This is a genomic window from Erwinia sp. AnSW2-5 (assembly GCF_045107195.1).
Lineage (GTDB): Bacteria > Pseudomonadota > Gammaproteobacteria > Enterobacterales > Enterobacteriaceae > Erwinia.
In genome coordinates this window covers 120655-136315 of sequence record NZ_JBJGXA010000031.1, presented here as the reverse complement: position 1 = coordinate 136315, position 15661 = coordinate 120655, and the positions used below count along the sequence as shown (strand labels likewise).

Here is a 15661-nt window from a genome sequence, read left to right as displayed (position 1 = left end):
AATAATCTACTATTGTTCTTATCCCCTGTTCCCTTACACTCGCGAAAAACGTCACTTCAGGAAACGTCATGAAAATTGCAGTCCCTTCTGTTATCGCCCTGGCACTGGCAGCATCCTTTGCTGCGTCGGCTGCGACCCCTGCTGACACGCTGGTGATCGCCCAGTCTATTGATGATGCGAAAAGCTTCGATCCGGCAGACGGCTTCGAACTGACCTCAGTGCAGGCCTTTACTAACCTTTATCAGCGCCTGGTCCAGTCTGACCCGCAAAATCCGATTGACCTGAAACCGACGCTGGCCACCCGCTGGACACCGGGCAGCGATAACCGCAGCATGACCTTTACCCTGCGCGAAGGGGCCAAATTTGCCTCCGGCAACCCGCTGCGCCCTGAAGATGTGATCTTCTCACTGTCACGCGTCGTGAAGCTGAACCTCGATCCTTCCTTTATTCTGACTCAGCTTGGCTGGACCAAAGAGAACGTTGACGCCCAGTTTAAGAAAATCGACGATAACCATGTGCAGATCAGCTGGAGCGCAGACGTCAGCCCGACCTACGTGCTGAGCCTGCTGGCAGCGCCAGTGTCTTCTATCGTTGACGAAAAAACCGTGATGGCGCACGAACAAAAAGGCGATCTCGGCAACAAATGGCTGGCACTGAATTCCGCAGGTAGCGGCCCGTATCAGATCCGTAAATATATCCCGCATGAAGTGGTGCTGTTCAGCGCCAATCCGACCTCCCCGGCCGGCGCACCGAAGCTGAAAAATGTCTTAATCAAAAACGTACCGGAGCCAGCGGCGCGCCGTCTGCTGCTGGAACAGGGTGATGCCGATATCGCGCGTAACCTGGGTGCCGATCAAATGGCCTCGCTGAAAGATAAACCGGGTGTGAAAACCCTCGCGGTGCCAATGGCTTCCCTCTATTACATCCAGTTCAACATTGATGCCAACCCGGTGCTGAAAAACCCGGCGCTGTGGGAAGCATCGCGTTACCTGTTCGACTATAAAGGCATTGCCAACGATCTGCTGAAAGGCCAGTTCCAGGTGCATCAGTCGTTCCTGCCGGAAGGTTTCCTCGGTGCGCTGAACGAAAACCCGTACAGCTACGACCCGGAAAAAGCGAAAGCCATTCTGAAGAAAGCAGGCCTGAGCAACGTCAGCTTTAAGCTGGCCGTCAGCAACCAGCCGCCGTACCTGGACATTGCCCAGGCATTGCAGGCCAGCTTCGCCAAGGGCGGTGTGAAAGTTGAAGTCCAGCCGGGCATCAGTTCTGAAGTGGCCACCCGCGTGAAGTCACACCAGTACGAATCCACCCTGAACGCCTGGGGCGCTGACTATTTCGACCCGAACACTAACGCCGCCGCCTTTGCTTACAACCCGGAAGATGGCAGCAAGACGCTGGCATGGCGCTCTAACTGGCACATTCCAGAGCTGAGCAAGCAGACGCTGGCCGCCACGGCAGAAACCGACAAAGCGAAGCGCGTTGAACTGTATGAAAAAATGCAGCGCGAAGTGCAGAAAAACTCGCCGTACGTCATCGGTATGCAGGCCCGTAACCTGGTGGCACTGCGCGATAACCTGAAAGGCTACGTGCAGGGGATTAACCCGGATATGGTTTACTACAGCCAGGTCACCAAGTAATGGCAGCAGCCGAAAACAACGCCGGGCCTTCTGCCCGGCTTTTCTGGCGTCGCAGCGGTGGGGCACTCGGTGCCCTGCTTTCGCTGGTGGTGACGCTACTCGGACTGCTGGTTTTCACCTTTGCCTTGTCCCATCTTTCTCCGGTTGATCCGGTCCTGCAAATTGCTGGCGACCACGCCAGCGAATCGACCTATGCCCAGGTGCGGGCCAGCCTGGGTCTGGACCAGCCAGTACCATTGCAATTCTGGCACTATCTGGAACATTTAGTGCGCGGTGACCTCGGTATTTCCAGCATCACCAATCAGCCGGTGGCCAGCGATCTGCTGCGCACCTTCCCGGCCACCATTGAACTGGCCACCTGCGCGATGATCTTTGGTGCGGTGTTTGGCATCCTGCTGGCCCTGCTGGCCGCGTGGAAACCCGGCAGCGTGCTGGATAATGTGGCGCGGATGATCTCCCTGCTCGGCTATTCGGTGCCGGTGTTCTGGCTCGGCCTGCTGGGTCTGCTGCTGTTTTACGCGGTGCTGCACTGGTCTGCCGGGCCAGGGCGTCTGGATGATATCTGGATTTATACCCTTGAACCGAAAACCGGGCTGGTGCTGATTGACAGCTGGCTATCCGGGGATATGGAGATGTTCCGCAACGCCATTGCCCACCTGTGGCTGCCGGTGGTGGTGCTGGGTCTGCTCTCGATGGCGACCATTACCCGCCTGCTGCGCGCTGCGTTGCTGGAAGAGAGCAGTAAAGAGTATGTCACTCTGGCCCGCGCTAAAGGTGCCAGCCGTGGGCGCATTCTGCTGCTGCATATTTTTCCTAACGTCCGTGGCACGCTTATCACCGTGCTGGCGCTCTCTTACGCCACCCTGCTGGAAGGCTCAGTGCTGACGGAAACCGTCTTCGCCTGGCCTGGCGTCGGGCGCTATATGACCACCGCGCTGTTCGCTTCCGATACTCCGGCGATCCTCGGCTCCACCCTGCTGATTGGCGGCTGCTTTATTGCCATCAATGCGCTGGCCGATGCGTTAACCTATCTGACCGATCCGAGAACCCGATGACGCAATCTCTCTCTGATGCTGAAAGCGTCAAGCCGCGCACGCGGCGAGCACGTCGTAATATCACATTGACCATCGGGCTGAGCCTGGTGGGTCTGCTCATTTTTGCTGCCCTGTTTGCCCCGCTGCTGGCCCCGTTTGATCCTAACGCCCAGGAAATGAGCATACGCCTGATGCCGCCGTCCGCCAGCCACTGGCTGGGCACTGACGGTTTTGGCCGCGACCTGCTTTCACGGGTGATTTACGGTGCCCGCCCCACGCTGCTGCTGGTCTCGCTGATTCTGGTGCTGACCATTCCCGTCGGCATGTTGATCGGTATCAGTGCCGGTTATCTTGGCGGCTGGAGTGAGCGCGTGCTGATGCGCATCACCGATATTTTCCTGTCACTGCCTAATCTGGTGATTGCGCTGGCGCTGGTCGCCATGATGGGACCAGGGCTGATGAACGGCGCACTGGCGCTGGCACTCACCAGCTGGCCGCCATTTGCCCGCCAGGCGCGCGCGGAAACGCTGGCACTGCGCCGTAGCGACTACCTTGCCGCTGCGCGTATGCAGGGGATTAACGGTCTGCGTCTGATGTTTGGTCATATTTTACCGCTTTGTCTGCCCACCGCCGTGGTACGTGCAGCCCTGAGCCTCGGCGGGATTATTCTCTCGGCGGCGGGCCTCGGTTTCCTTGGCATGGGCATTCAGCCACCGACCGCCGAATGGGGTTCGATGGTGGCCGAAGGCAGTAAAGTGATTTTTGATCAGTGGTGGGTAGCCGCCGTTCCAGGTGGTGCGATTTTGTTCGCCAGCCTGGCATTTAACCTGACAGGCGATGGCCTGCGTGACCGACTGGATACCCGAAATGGCAACTGATTCTTCTGCACCCATCGTGGCAGACGGTTTGACGATCCGTAGCGCTGACGGTACGGCGCTGGTGAAAAATATCAGCTTTACACTCGGCCGCGAGCGCGTGGCGCTGGTCGGGGAATCCGGCTCCGGCAAATCCCTGACCGCACGTGCGCTGATGGGGCTGCTGGCACCGTCTCTCCAGGTTCAGGCGAATACCCTGAGCATCGCCGGAGAAAATGCTCTGACGCTGAACGAACGGCGCTGGAGCCAGCTGCGCGGTAGCCAGCTTGGCATGGTGATGCAGGACCCGAAATACGCCCTGAATCCACTGCGCACCATCGGCTGGCAGGTGGCAGAACCCCTTAAGCTGCACGGCCGTTTCAGCCGGGCTGAAATCAAAGAGAAAGTCTGCGAGATGCTGGATGCCGTGGGCCTGCCGCAGCCCGCAGAGCAGATGAAGCGCTATCCGCACCAGCTCTCGGGTGGGATGGGTCAGCGCGTGATGCTGGCAATGGCATTGATCGCAGAACCGCGTTTTTTGATTGCTGATGAACCCACTTCCGCGCTCGATCACGCCATGCGCGATCAGGTGCTCGGGCTGATCCGCAATCTGGTGGAACAGCGTAATATGGGGCTTCTGCTGATCAGCCACGATCTGCAGCAGGTTTCCGAACACTGTGAACGTGTGATGGTGATGTATCAGGGCGAAGTGCTCGACCAGCTGGCGGCTGCTGAATTACCGCATGCTACACATCCTTACACCCGTACGCTGTGGTCATGCCGTCCCAATAAATCGACCCGGGGTAAACCCCTGCCGGTGCTGGATCGCGCGGCGCTGACACAGGGGCAACAGCATGATTGAGTTATCCCAACTGAGCGTGGCTCACAAGCAGGGCTACGACCTGCGTACCGTGGTACATGATGTTACGTTGTCGATCAATCCGGGCGAATGCTTTGGCCTGGTCGGCCCCTCCGGCTGTGGCAAATCATCACTGCTCTGGGTGATGGCCGGCCTGAACCCACACTGGCAGGGTGAGATGCAGCTGGCAGGCCATCAGGCGTTGCCGGGTAAGCCGTTTACCGGGCAACTCCGGCGCGACGTGCAGATGGTGTTTCAGGACCCTTACGCCTCTCTGCACCCGCGTCATCGCCTGCGCCGCACGCTGGCGGAGCCATTGAAACTGATCAAAGCGGATAATATTAATGACCGTATTGATCAGGGTTTCCGTCACGTTGGGCTGGACCCGGCAATGGCCGATCGCTACCCGCATCAGCTTTCGGGTGGCCAGCGTCAGCGCGTTGCCATTGTGCGTGCCCTGCTGCTTGAGCCGAAAATTCTGCTGCTGGATGAACCCACCTCAGCGCTGGATATGTCGGTACAGGCAGAGATCCTCAATCTGCTGAATCAGCTTAAACAGCAGGACAACCTGACGATGGTGCTGGTCAGCCACGATCCTGACGTGATCGACCATATGTGTGACCGTGCCGTGCAGATGGCACAGGGCCGCATCGTTGGTTAGTGAGGTTGTGTTTTTAACAGCTAACCATAGTCAGATCCGGCATTTCTGATCCTCACATATACGCCTATAGTCCTGATATCTCTCCCGATTCAGGACTCCATCATGCACAAGATCCTTCCTTTGTTAGTCGCCAGTACCCTGGCGTTGACCCACGGCGCTCAGGCCGCCACCCCGGCCGATACGCTGGTGGTGGCCATCTCACTCGACGGGATTATCAGCTTTGACCCGGCGGAAAGTTTTGAAACCGTCAGTAACAGCAGCCTGCGCAACGTCTACCAAACGCTGGTCTCTCCGGAGATCCGCCATGAGCGCAATCTGGTCCCTGAACTCGCCAGCAAATGGGAAGCAGGCAGCACCGAACACAGCCTGCTGTTTACGCTTAATGCCGGGAAAAAATTTGCCAGCGGCAACCCGATCACCAGCGACGATGTGATTTACTCGCTGACACGCGCAGTGAAACTGAACAAAACGCCGGTCTTTATTCTGGGTGAGTTTGGCTGGACGCCGGAAAATATTGATGCGCAGTTCACCAGGAAGAGCGATACGCAGTTTGAGCTGCGCTGGCAGTCAGCCATTGGCCGCGACCTGGCGCTACGTCTGCTGACCTCTGCCGTCGCCTCAACGGTTGACAGCAAACTGGTGAAACAGCACGTCAGCCAGCAGGATTACGGTAATAACTGGCTGCGGACCCACTCGGCAGGCAGCGGCCCTTATGCCATCAGTAAGTACGTGCCGCAGCAGGCGCTGGTGCTGGAACAGAACCCTAACGCACAGCCTGCCCCGCATCTGAAACGCGTGCTGCTGAAAAGCGTCGCCGATGCCGGCTCACGCCGACTGTTGCTGGAAAAAGGCGATGCCGATGTGGCGTACGATCTGGGTGCTGACCAGTTCGCCACACTGAAAAAACAAACCAACGTGCGCGTTGCCAGCTATCCCTCTGCGCTGATTTATTACCTCGGTTTTAACACCCAGGATAAACAACAACCGGCACTAGGTAATCCGGCACTGTGGCAGGCCGCACGCTGGCTGGTCGATTACAACAGCCTGTCCACGCAGCTGTTGAAGGGCCAGTATCAAACGCACCAGGCCTTCCTGCCAGCCGGTTTTGACGGCGCGCTGACTCATCAACCTTTCCATTACGATGTGGCGAAAGCGAAAGCGATTCTGGCAAAGGGCGGGATCAAGCCCGGCACCCGCTTCTCTCTGACCATTATCAATCAGCCGCCGTACAGCGACGTGGCGCAGGCGTTGCAGGCCAGCTTTGCCAAAGCGGATATCCAGATTGATATCCAGCCCGTGGCAGAGTCTGAACTCTGGGGAAAAATGCGTGGACGTAACTTCCAGTCCATCTTTATCTACTGGGGTGCGGATTACGTTGATGCCAACAGCAACGCCAGTACCTTCGCCTACAACGTTGAGGGAGGGCCGAAAACACTGGCCTGGCGCGTCGGCTGGAATATCCCTGAGCTGAGTGCCAAAACGCGTGCGGCAGCCGCAGAAAGTGATGTGAAAAAACGCACCGCGCTTTATCAGGAGCTGCAAACCGACATCCAGCAAAACTCGCCGTATGTGGTGTCATTGCAGGGACAGAAACAGGTGGGGTTGGGCAACAATATTCAGGGCGACTATCAGGGCGTGGGCAACAGCCTGCTCTATTTCGATCTGGTCAGTAAAAAGTAGTTGAGATCAGCGACGGGCCTTGCCCGTCGCTGAACGTCTGGTGACCTGAAACATTCTCAGGAAATCGCGGAGTCAGACGCGTGCTTATGTTTTTCAGCTTCAAAATGCGTCTTAAACTGCTCATAAATCGAGATCATATTGGCCGCATCGCCCTGCAACGGGCTCAGTTTTCCCGCGCGAACCAGTTCAATCACCAATTGTAAGGCAGCCTGCTTCGGGCTGTTGGACGGGTGTGCAATTTCATTCGACATATCAATTTCCGCTAAACCAGTGAAAAAACGCACTTTAGCAAGTTTGATCGCCCTGCGTCACCCTTTTTGCCCACCGCCAGCGCCACTCCCTGCCCCCTGCTCCGCTTGTCTTAATGTGCCTTAAGCGAGATTAATTTGATTCAGGACAAGGTAATTTCGTGCTTATAGATTAAATTTTAAGCACATCTATTGCGTTCAGGAGGGGATATGAAACGACAATTTGTTGCCTCATCTGCAGTTCGCTCTGTCGGCTACGACGCTGACAAACGGATACTGGAAGTGGAATTACTTGGTCATGGGACGTCGACTTACTGCGATGTCCCGCTGACGACCTGGCATTTTTTTATGGCAGCGCCTTCTAAAGGTTCCTTCTTCTATAATCACATCAAGCATCAGTTTTTACAGCATTAATCGCTGCGTCTTAATGCGGAAACGCGATTGTTTCCGCCTTTACTTTAGATCCAGATAAATTAAGAGTATTCTCATAGAGAAGCGCCCCCATTAACACCGATATTGCCTCCGGTTTATGACAGGTTACGGTCGTCATGCGAGAAGGTCATTGTGACCTGCGCTTATTGGCTACGATATAAAACAGGCGAATGGAGGGCACACTATGTCGCAATTTAGCGACAAAATAAAATTCACTGAACGCTACCCACTATTTCTCTTGTTTGCGGGTCTTAGCCTTTTTACGCCTTTTTCCACGGCAGAAAAAATCGTTATTTCTTTATCGCAGGAGCAGGACGGCGGCGATGCAGGGCGAGCCTGTATCTATGTTCATCAGGGTAAAGCGGAGTTTCGCATCGTCAAACCTGGTGAATCCTGCGCCCCGGAAATTACTATCAATAATCAACGCAGTTAAAACCACGGGGATTTTTGCAGGTAAACCATCAGACTTTACCCGAGATATGTTACCTTTAAGACAGTGAATACCTGCAGATGCTATGCAGTGTAGCCCTCTGGCAAAGGAATCTGTTGTTTGAAAACCCTCAATATTAAACTGTTAACGCTCATCGCCACTTATCTGGTCATTCTGTTGCATACGGCAGCGCTGCCGTTCAGCACATTTCATAGCGCCTGGTCAGTCGCGGTGATGTACGAGGCGCTGGGGAGAATTTCGTTCCCCTTATTTTTGCTGATCGCCGGTTATATCTCACTGAATAAAAAGGAATCATTGTTAAGCACGCTGAAAACCCGTGTGTTGGATCTGCTGTTACCACTGATTGCCTGGACGGTGATTTATTTTATTTACGACCGCACTATCAATGAGAGCAACACCGCCTTCAGCCTGCTGGATCTGCTCAGCACCCCGGCCTACGGGCACCTTTGGTTTATCTATACTCTGATCCTGCTGTACCTGGTGACGCCGCTGCTGAACACATTTATTCAGAACGGTAGCCAGAAGAGAATCAACTACATTATTGCCGTGTGGTTTGCACTGGCCTCCGTATATATGTTGTTTGATAACTTCAAAGTGACTGTACTGGAAAATCAGGTCGCACCGACACCCAGCAATATCGATATGGTGGTTTATCTTTCCGGATTTTATATTATTGGCGGAGTGGTTCGTCGTTATAAATTGTCACCGAAAGTCACTATTGCGTCGATTATATTTATACTCAGCGCGGTATTAACAGCAGTGATGGGGTATTCACTGTCGAAAAGCATTGGTCAGCCTAATGATATCTTCCTGTTCTACTCAGCCCCCACCATTGTCACGCTCGCGCTGGCCTGCTTCTTTATGCTGCTGAATGCCCCTTTGCAGTTTTCACGGCGCGTTAATCTGGCTATCCGCAATCTGGCAAAGCTGAGTGTCGGGGTTTACTTTGTGCATATGCTGGTACTGGAAACATTGATGCGGCTGTATCCCATCAGCTTTGATAACTACTCTGCGATTGTGACGATCCCAGCCGTGGCGCTGGTGAGTTATCTGCTGTCAGTCCTGCTGATCTCATTAATAAACTGCGTTCCGGGGCTGAAACGTCTTATCTGATACAATGACCGTTCAGGGATTGCCTGAACGGTCGCTGATGCCCGGTAGCAAACGTACCGGTTACAAGGCGAGTATCAGAACCTTGCCTCCGCAAATTTGTGCGGTTGATTGATCGCCCTGCGGGCAATCCAGTAGAGTAAAATACGTTCGTCATCCTGATCCTGATCGGCCATCGCCAGCAGCTTTAAGCCCAGCGTGGATTTGTTAACCGGCTGCCCCGTAATACTCAGGTCAACCACGGCTTTACCGATGATAGTGCACACTTCTTCTTCACTCGAAACTGATACTGCTTCTTCAGTGCTCATCTTGTCCTCCTCTTGGGTTAAAGAATAAGCATAGCAAAGTTGCACCAATAGCATGCCAGAGTCAGATCAATCTCATTTAGCGCTCACGGCTGACCCAGGGTAACTGCGCCAGCGAATGGCCACGATAGACCCATGCCGGGGGCAGATTTGCCAGTACGCGCGTGCGATTCCAGGCGAAGTAGCCGGAGAGTAACGGCTCACAAAGTGAGGTGTACTGGAACTGAACAAAGACACCATTGGCACTCAGCTGTGAGGCCGCCTGCTGCAAAATACGATGACGCACCTCATGAGGCAGCGACAGCAGCGGCAGGCCGGAAAAAATCGCATCAAACTCCCCGCTCAGCGTCTCCGCTGATTCACCACTCACCTGCAAACGCGCATCGTCAAGTGCCGCCAGCAGCGGATGAAAACGCGGGTTCGTCTCAAACGACAGCAGGCTGGCATCCGGGCGCATCCGGGTTAACAGGTGACGGGTTAACACACCATCCCCTGCTCCCAGTTCCGCAATATGCAGGCAATGCTGCCAGTCCACGGCATCTGACATGGTTTTGCACAATGCCTTAGATGAAGGAGCAATCGTGCCCGTCTTACGGGGATCGGCAATAAACTCCTGGAGATACCCGGTTTTATTTTTGATATATGACAGTGCGGATAGCAACATAAACCCTCGCTTCAATACGGCAACCTTCAGTAAGCCATAACTGGCTTAACAAGTTCTTAAAAGCTGGGCTGTTTGGCCAAAACCAGGATTAATCGCAAACTGCACGAGCATCCAGAGCAGGGATGAGTAAGCTAAGAGGATATTCTGAAAATACGTGTGGTTTTCCAGCCACACGCGGCAACGTTTCACAACCAGAGTTAATCGCATACCGCGCGGGAAAGTTCTTACTGCGTTTTCGCCACTGCACTGACATCAACTATGACAGTATTGTGACGGCAAAACAGCTCAGTTTTCACTGGATCTTTTTTCCGGCCACCGCGACTGGAGTCCCGCTGAAACCGCTGTGAGATGCCCATATCACAACACAATAAATCTCATTATCCTTCTCTGGCAGCACCTGCTGTCTCCAGACCTTAGGATAATAAAATGAAATATGTTAAATCAGTTTTTCTGCTGGTATTGCTGGCAGGCAGCGCCAACACCTGGGCCGTCACTGGGGCTGGTGAAGCAGCAGGTAGTAGCGCATCCTCCATGTCAGATGGCACTTCAGATGCCGTCGGCGTGGGCGCAGTCGCTGCGCTGTTGGGCATTGCTCTCGCCACTTCTGGCGGCGGTGATGGCTCCAACACAGGCACTACGACTACCACAACCTCTACTGTTTCTCGTTAATTTTTCTGTCACACAGCACGTAGTGAGCCGATGACTTCAGGCTCAATGGCCCTGCGAACGCAGGGCCATTTCTGCTCATCACTCTACGCCCGGCAACGCATGCAACACCTGCTCAACCTGCCGACGCTCTGCACTCTCCAGCCCCAATAGCGGGCGCGGCAATACCGGCTGGCAAATCCCCAGAATATCCGCGGCAGCATACATCACACGCAGGCTACTCAGACTCTGGAACAACTGCCATAACGGCGCCAGCTGCTGGTTAAGTTCTGCCACCCGATCGTGCTCTTCCGCCTGCGCAGCACGGGTTAATGCCAGAGCCTGCTGCGGCAATAATCCCCCCAGCACGCTAAACCACAGATCGCCTCCGGCCAGCAACGCCCCAGCCGCATGCCAGTCGCCGCTGTAGCCGACGGCAAAATCTGCGGGAAACAGCGCTCTCAGCTCCGCCACATCGTTCTGACACATATCAGCCTGTCCGGGCTGCTTCAGCGCCTGTATCTGCGGCAACGTTGCCAGCCGCTGTAGCAGCCCCTGAGTGAAGGTAAAGTGGGTGGTGCCGGGATTGTTATAGATGCATATCGGCAGACTGCTGGACTGCGCCACGGCAGAATAGTGCTGGAAGGCTTCTTCTTCACGCAGCGGCGTATAGGAGACCGGTGCCAGTAAAATACCCTGGGCTCCGGCACGTTCCGCATCTTCAGCCAGCAGGCAGGCCTCATCGGTTCGCAGCGCCCCAGCGCTGGCGACCACCGGAATGTCGGGACCAAGACAGGCCACGGCGGCCTCAATAGAGCGCTGCTTCTGTTCACGACTGAGATAAGCATACAGCCCGGTACTGCCGAGCAACCCCACTGAGTCGACCCCCGCCCGTTTCAGTCTCAACAATAGTTTTTCCAGAGCCGGGATATCAACCACGCCAGCCGCGTTCACAGGCGTGATGGGGAAAGCAGAAAGTCCGTGAAACAGCATGGAAAATGCTCCTGAGGTTGCAGAGAAAATGCGCATAACAGTGTGTAATAAAAAAACCTAAACAGCTCAGCACCGCGCATTACATGCCCTGAACTTGTCGCCTATACTGAATATCAGTCCCTGAAGGGTCAAAGGAGTGAGTGATGTTAATCGGCTTCGTATTACTCGTCAGTGCCTGTGGATATGATGCTTGCGATGCACTTCCGGTTTCCGAGCATATTTATCCCACCCGATACGCCTGTGAAGAGATGGCCGAGCGCATCCTGAAGCGTCGCCCTAATGTGGTGCTGCTGTGTGGGGAGGTTTATCGTTAACTGTTTTCTGTTGATGCGGCATCGTCCACATAACGGGTCACCGCCAGCAGGCGGTTGACATGGGTCAACAACAAATCCACATCGGTTTGTAGAAAGCCGTCGCCGCTGCTTGACGCGGTAAGTACCGCATTCTGAATATTTTCTGAGATCGAGGACGATCCCTCTTTGCCTGCGGTCAACAACAGCGCAGCAATGAGCAGGGATTGCGCTTCAACCTGAGCTGTCAGCTCTTTGGTATCCACATCCATTTTGGCGAGCTTCATTAAAATATCAATGACCAGTTGCTTCATGTCGCTATTATCCTCATCAGATTATCCGTATGAAACTACCATTCTCCCCAATCCGGGTAAACAGGACAGGCCGCAAGATAAGACAAATAACGACGATTTCCAGATAATGACTCAGCGACTGTTTTCGCCTTTATCCGATAGCGAAAACCCCACTCTGCGACCAGGCTTCTCCGATAACCGTTAAGGAGAAACTATGTTCCGCTTTATTTGCTCGCTGTTTTCAAGCCCGGAATCTCTGTTACAAGTCATGAGCCAGCGCGATATTGCTGAGTCAATTGAAGAGGGTGAACGCATCCTGATTGATGAAGATGGCTGCGCGATGGTCAATTTTTCCAGCCCGGAAGTGCATAAAGACTTTGCCCGCCACGTTAATGCACTGAAGGGGAGCTGAGATGGGAACGGCGATCTTCATGGTGTTAATGGTCTGCGGCTACTGGTACACCAGCCGCGATCTCTCCACCCGTTTCAAAATCAAACGTTCCTTTGGCTGGGATGTCTACTTCCTGGTGGCGCTGTATGGCTGCATCTTTGTCCTGCAAGGCGTGCTGGCTACCGGGCTGATCTGGTTACTGCTGCTGGCCGCATCGGCAACATTTAACGCCATTCCGTCACTGGCAGATGGCCTGCATCATCAGTGGCAAATCGAATTTATGACCTGGAGCTTTTTAGGCATTCAGGCTCCTGTGGTCATTATGCTGACCTTTGCTGTGGCCTTCTGCATTTACCGTTCAAGCTGGTCAGGCAGCGCCCGACTGGATAGCTCTGGCCGCAAAAAATTGTACAAGAAGCTCTCCCGCGCCAATGGCGTTGAGGGATTGCTGTTTCAGTGCATGGAAGAAGGAGAGCTGGCCTGGATCACGCTGAAATCACGGCGTATTTATATTGGCATGATCCATGCTGCCTCTTATGACAATGTCGCGACCGCCAACGTGGTGCTGATCCCGATGCTGAGCGGTTACCGCGAGGGCAAAAGCCTGAACTTATGCATTGAGCATAACTACAGCCGCTGGTACGCCGAACATGACATCACGCTGGATTCAGAACCGAAATCGGCGATGGCATTTCGTAAAGTGATCATGCTTGAGCAGATAGAAAGTCTGTCACTGTTTGATGCAGCCAGCGCCAGTGCGCTGGCACGCTAAATCAGAACAAAAGAGACATCAGCCAGAAACCGGCGAAGGTCATCAGCAGCGATCCGATGACATGCACCAGAATCGAAGTCATCGCCCACAGATAATTTCCTGCCTGTAGCAGTGTGACGACCTCCAGCGAGAAGGTGGAAAATGTCGTCATCCCGCCGCACAGTCCGGTGGTGATCAGCAGCTTCCAGGCCGGATCAATCCCCGGATGGCGCACAAACCAGGCCACCGTTGCACCGATAATAAAACCGCCCACCAGATTCACCAGCAGCGTGCCCGGTGGCAGATTGGGAAACAGAGAGTTCAGGCGCACGGCCAGTAACCAGCGGATCACACAGCCCGCGCAGCCGCCAATCATGACAGCCAGTAATGGTTTCAACATAAAATCCTCAGGAATGGAGAGGAAGGTGCCAACAGGCAAATGATACACGACCTGATACACCGACCTCTGGTTAAACAGAGTCAGGGTTATCAGGCGTCATCAGCCCCTTACAGGCAGGGCGGTTGGGAAAGGTGGAACACCATCACCTTGTGGCGATTAAGATAATCAGCGCACACGGGTTTTGCAAGTCGCCTGTTATGCCGCCTCCGCCGATAAAATCAACAAACTGTTGATTACTAAACATCGCGTTGATAACTTACCCCACTCTGTTCTCTGATTCTTGTTGAGCCATTATGCCAGCCCACTCCCCGGATATTGCCCGCGAACGCGCCCTGATCCTGCAAACCCTGCACGCCGCCATCACGGCGCTGGGCAACGTCGTGGGGCGCAATACTGAAATCGTTCTGCACGACCTGGAGCACCCGGAAAAATCGGTGCTGGCCATCGCTAACGGTCATATTACCGGTCGTGTGCCAGGCAGCCCGGTACTGGCCGTGCCTTTAGAGGATCAGGGGCTGCGCGCGCTGCTTAACGATAACGCACAGGCGGGCAATAATACGCCGACGGTGATCCCCGACTATCCAACCCGGGGTAAAAATGGCCAGACACTGCGCAGCGCGACTGCACTGTACCGTGACAGCAACGGCAAGCCGTTTGCCGCACTCTGTATCAATACCGATAACAGCGAGCTGCTGGCGGCGAAACGCTGCCTTGATAACCTGCTCAACGCAGACACGTCGCCACCTCAACCAGAGGAGAGCGTGGATATGGGGCAGCTGATGGCGGATATCATTGCCGACTCGCTGACGGAGCTGAATGGCAACCTGCGCGTGTCGCGTAAGCAGGCCAAACTGGCGGCGGTGCGAAAAATGCAGGATCGCGGCATGTTTATCGTCAAAGGTGGGATCGAGAAAGCCGCAGCGGCGCTCGGCGTCACCCGCTATACCATTTACAACTACCTGGATGAAATCCGCGACGAACAGTCAGGGAGCACCTCATGAGTCTGCATATCACCACCCCACTGATCACTTCACGCCCGTTAAGCCTGCTGGCAGGCCGCGAAGTGATGTTGAAAATGGAAGCGTTACAGCCACCCGGTTCCTTTAAAATCCGCGGTATTGGCCTCGCCTGTGAAAGCTATCAGCGCCAGGGGGCGCGGCGCTTTGTCTCTTCATCTGGCGGCAATGCCGGGCTGGCCGTAGCCTGGGCCGGGCGCCATCTTGGCGTGCCCGTCACCGTGGTGGTGCCGGAAACCACCCCGTTGCGGGCGCAGGAACTGCTGCGGCAGGAGCAGGCGGAGGTGATCGTACACGGCAGCTCCTGGCAGGAAGCGAATCAGTATGCGCAGTCACTGACAGGCGCACAGGATGCGTTTTTGCACCCGTTCGACGATCCGCTGCTGTGGCAGGGGCACGCCACCATGATTGATGAAGTCGCGCAGAGCGGCATGAAACCCGATGCGGTGGTGCTGTCGGTCGGCGGCGGCGGTCTGCTGGCTGGCGTGGTGGCCGGGCTACAACGTCATGGCTGGCAGGACGTTCCGGTGCTGGCCGTTGAAACAACAGGTGCCGCCTCGTTCCATGCCGCACAGGCCGCCGGGCAGAGCGTCGAACTGGCGGAGATCCGCAGCATTGCCTCTTCACTGGGCGCAAAGCGGGTGTGCGACCAGGCGCTGCGCTGCGCCAGTGAACACCCGATACACAGCCTGCTGGTGTCAGATCTGGCGGCCGTCAACGCCTGCGAGCGCTTCCTTGACGATCACCGGGTGCTGGTCGAACCGGCCTGCGGGGCCAGCCTGGCCGTGGTTTATGACCAGCATCCGCAGATCGCCGCTTATCAAAACCTGCTGGTGATTGTCTGCGGCGGTGCCACCAGCAGCCTTGAACACCTGCAAAAGATGGCCGCCACACTGCGCGGCTGAGCCTCAGTCCAGCTGGTACTGAACGGAGAGCTGGTCTTTCCC

Annotated in this window: 21 protein-coding genes and 1 riboswitch; of the genes, 15 read left to right on the top strand and 6 right to left on the bottom strand. The window is 55.2% G+C overall.

What is annotated here, in order from left to right:
- Window positions 1-68: 68 nt before the first annotated feature.
- From ACFL9S_RS18845 to ACFL9S_RS18820, 6 genes are all read left to right on the top strand, one after another.
- Window positions 69-1637, top strand: coding sequence for an ABC transporter substrate-binding protein (locus tag ACFL9S_RS18845; RefSeq protein ID WP_405263387.1), 1569 nt, complete (start codon window positions 69-71; stop codon window positions 1635-1637).
- Window positions 1637-2692 (top strand): ABC transporter permease, encoded by a 1056-nt coding sequence (locus tag ACFL9S_RS18840; protein WP_405263386.1) that lies wholly within the window; start codon window positions 1637-1639, stop codon window positions 2690-2692. Before ACFL9S_RS18845 ends, ACFL9S_RS18840 begins: the two co-directional genes overlap by 1 nt.
- Window positions 2689-3549 (top strand): ABC transporter permease, encoded by an 861-nt coding sequence (locus ACFL9S_RS18835; RefSeq protein WP_405263385.1) that lies wholly within the window; start codon window positions 2689-2691, stop codon window positions 3547-3549. Before ACFL9S_RS18840 ends, ACFL9S_RS18835 begins: the two co-directional genes overlap by 4 nt.
- Window positions 3539-4387, top strand: coding sequence for an ABC transporter ATP-binding protein (locus tag ACFL9S_RS18830; protein WP_405263384.1), 849 nt, complete (start codon window positions 3539-3541; stop codon window positions 4385-4387). The genes ACFL9S_RS18835 and ACFL9S_RS18830 overlap by 11 nt, the downstream gene beginning before the upstream one ends.
- The gene (locus ACFL9S_RS18825) at window positions 4380-5045 is read left to right on the top strand and encodes an ABC transporter ATP-binding protein (protein ID WP_405263383.1); all 666 of its coding nucleotides are present in this window, start codon (window positions 4380-4382) and stop codon (window positions 5043-5045) included. The genes ACFL9S_RS18830 and ACFL9S_RS18825 overlap by 8 nt, the downstream gene beginning before the upstream one ends.
- Before the next feature lie 102 nt (window positions 5046-5147).
- On the top strand, window positions 5148-6725 hold the full coding sequence (locus tag ACFL9S_RS18820; protein WP_405263382.1) for an ABC transporter substrate-binding protein: 1578 nt from the start codon (window positions 5148-5150) through the stop codon (window positions 6723-6725).
- A gap of 56 nt (window positions 6726-6781) precedes the next feature.
- Here ACFL9S_RS18820 and ACFL9S_RS18815 read toward each other — a convergent pair whose 3' ends face one another.
- A complete protein-coding gene (locus ACFL9S_RS18815) occupies window positions 6782-6976 on the bottom strand; it encodes a hypothetical protein (protein ID WP_133846243.1) in 195 nt (64 codons plus the stop codon).
- Window positions 6977-7183: 207 nt separating this feature from the next.
- On the opposite strand from ACFL9S_RS18815, the gene ACFL9S_RS18810 reads away from it, so the two are divergent.
- The 3 genes from ACFL9S_RS18810 to ACFL9S_RS18800 all read left to right on the top strand — a co-directional run bounded on the left by ACFL9S_RS18810 (window position 7184) and on the right by ACFL9S_RS18800 (window position 8969).
- Window positions 7184-7387 carry a KTSC domain-containing protein gene (locus ACFL9S_RS18810; RefSeq protein WP_405263381.1) on the top strand — a complete coding sequence of 68 codons (204 nt, stop codon included), beginning with the start codon at window positions 7184-7186 and terminating at the stop codon, window positions 7385-7387.
- A gap of 202 nt (window positions 7388-7589) precedes the next feature.
- On the top strand, window positions 7590-7838 hold the full coding sequence (locus ACFL9S_RS18805) for a hypothetical protein (RefSeq protein ID WP_405263380.1): 249 nt from the start codon (window positions 7590-7592) through the stop codon (window positions 7836-7838).
- 117 nt (window positions 7839-7955) lie between these two features.
- Window positions 7956-8969, top strand: a complete 1014-nt coding sequence (locus ACFL9S_RS18800; RefSeq protein ID WP_405263379.1) for an acyltransferase — start codon at window positions 7956-7958, stop codon at window positions 8967-8969.
- Window positions 8970-9043: 74 nt separating this feature from the next.
- On the opposite strand, the gene ACFL9S_RS18795 is transcribed toward ACFL9S_RS18800, so the two are convergent.
- Both ACFL9S_RS18795 and ACFL9S_RS18790 read right to left on the bottom strand, forming a co-directional pair.
- A complete protein-coding gene (locus tag ACFL9S_RS18795) occupies window positions 9044-9274 on the bottom strand; it encodes a hypothetical protein (RefSeq protein ID WP_405263378.1) in 231 nt (76 codons plus the stop codon).
- 76 nt (window positions 9275-9350) lie between these two features.
- Window positions 9351-9935, bottom strand: a complete 585-nt coding sequence (locus tag ACFL9S_RS18790; protein ID WP_405263377.1) for a class I SAM-dependent methyltransferase — start codon at window positions 9933-9935, stop codon at window positions 9351-9353.
- Window positions 9936-10361: 426 nt separating this feature from the next.
- On the opposite strand from ACFL9S_RS18790, the gene yjbE reads away from it, so the two are divergent.
- Entirely contained in the window at window positions 10362-10604 is a 243-nt protein-coding gene (gene yjbE / locus ACFL9S_RS18785) for an exopolysaccharide production protein YjbE (protein WP_405263376.1), read from the top strand.
- Between the two features lie 78 nt (window positions 10605-10682).
- Here the strand turns inward: yjbE and ACFL9S_RS18780 are convergent, their stop codons facing one another.
- Window positions 10683-11573 carry a dihydrodipicolinate synthase family protein gene (locus tag ACFL9S_RS18780; protein WP_405263375.1) on the bottom strand — a complete coding sequence of 297 codons (891 nt, stop codon included), beginning with the start codon at window positions 11571-11573 and terminating at the stop codon, window positions 10683-10685.
- A 143-nt stretch (window positions 11574-11716) separates the two neighbouring features.
- On the opposite strand from ACFL9S_RS18780, the gene ACFL9S_RS18775 reads away from it, so the two are divergent.
- Window positions 11717-11887, top strand: a complete 171-nt coding sequence (locus ACFL9S_RS18775) for a hypothetical protein (protein ID WP_200641307.1) — start codon at window positions 11717-11719, stop codon at window positions 11885-11887.
- Here ACFL9S_RS18775 and iraP read toward each other — a convergent pair.
- Window positions 11884-12177, bottom strand: coding sequence for an anti-adapter protein IraP (iraP, locus tag ACFL9S_RS18770; protein WP_405263374.1), 294 nt, complete (start codon window positions 12175-12177; stop codon window positions 11884-11886). The genes ACFL9S_RS18775 and iraP overlap by 4 nt on opposite strands.
- A gap of 193 nt (window positions 12178-12370) precedes the next feature.
- Here iraP and ACFL9S_RS18765 point away from each other — a divergent pair, with 193 nt between their 5' ends.
- Complete coding sequence (locus ACFL9S_RS18765) at window positions 12371-12568, top strand: hypothetical protein (RefSeq protein ID WP_405263373.1); 198 nt, start codon at window positions 12371-12373, stop codon at window positions 12566-12568.
- 1 nt (window position 12569) lies between these two features.
- Window positions 12570-13319, top strand: coding sequence for a hypothetical protein (locus ACFL9S_RS18760; protein ID WP_405263372.1), 750 nt, complete (start codon window positions 12570-12572; stop codon window positions 13317-13319).
- A gap of 1 nt (window position 13320) precedes the next feature.
- Here the strand turns inward: ACFL9S_RS18760 and crcB are convergent, their stop codons facing one another.
- Window positions 13321-13698 carry a fluoride efflux transporter CrcB gene (gene crcB, locus ACFL9S_RS18755; protein ID WP_339455901.1) on the bottom strand — a complete coding sequence of 126 codons (378 nt, stop codon included), beginning with the start codon at window positions 13696-13698 and terminating at the stop codon, window positions 13321-13323.
- An 83-nt stretch (window positions 13699-13781) separates the two neighbouring features.
- Window positions 13782-13854: riboswitch (Fluoride riboswitch) on the bottom strand.
- Between the two features lie 137 nt (window positions 13855-13991).
- Here crcB and ACFL9S_RS18750 point away from each other — a divergent pair.
- Together ACFL9S_RS18750 and ACFL9S_RS18745 are read left to right on the top strand one after the other, a co-directional pair.
- Window positions 13992-14699, top strand: a complete 708-nt coding sequence (locus ACFL9S_RS18750) for a transcriptional regulator (RefSeq protein ID WP_405263371.1) — start codon at window positions 13992-13994, stop codon at window positions 14697-14699.
- Window positions 14696-15619 (top strand): pyridoxal-phosphate dependent enzyme, encoded by a 924-nt coding sequence (locus tag ACFL9S_RS18745; RefSeq protein WP_405263370.1) that lies wholly within the window; start codon window positions 14696-14698, stop codon window positions 15617-15619. The genes ACFL9S_RS18750 and ACFL9S_RS18745 overlap by 4 nt, the downstream gene beginning before the upstream one ends.
- Window positions 15620-15661 lie beyond the last annotated feature (42 nt).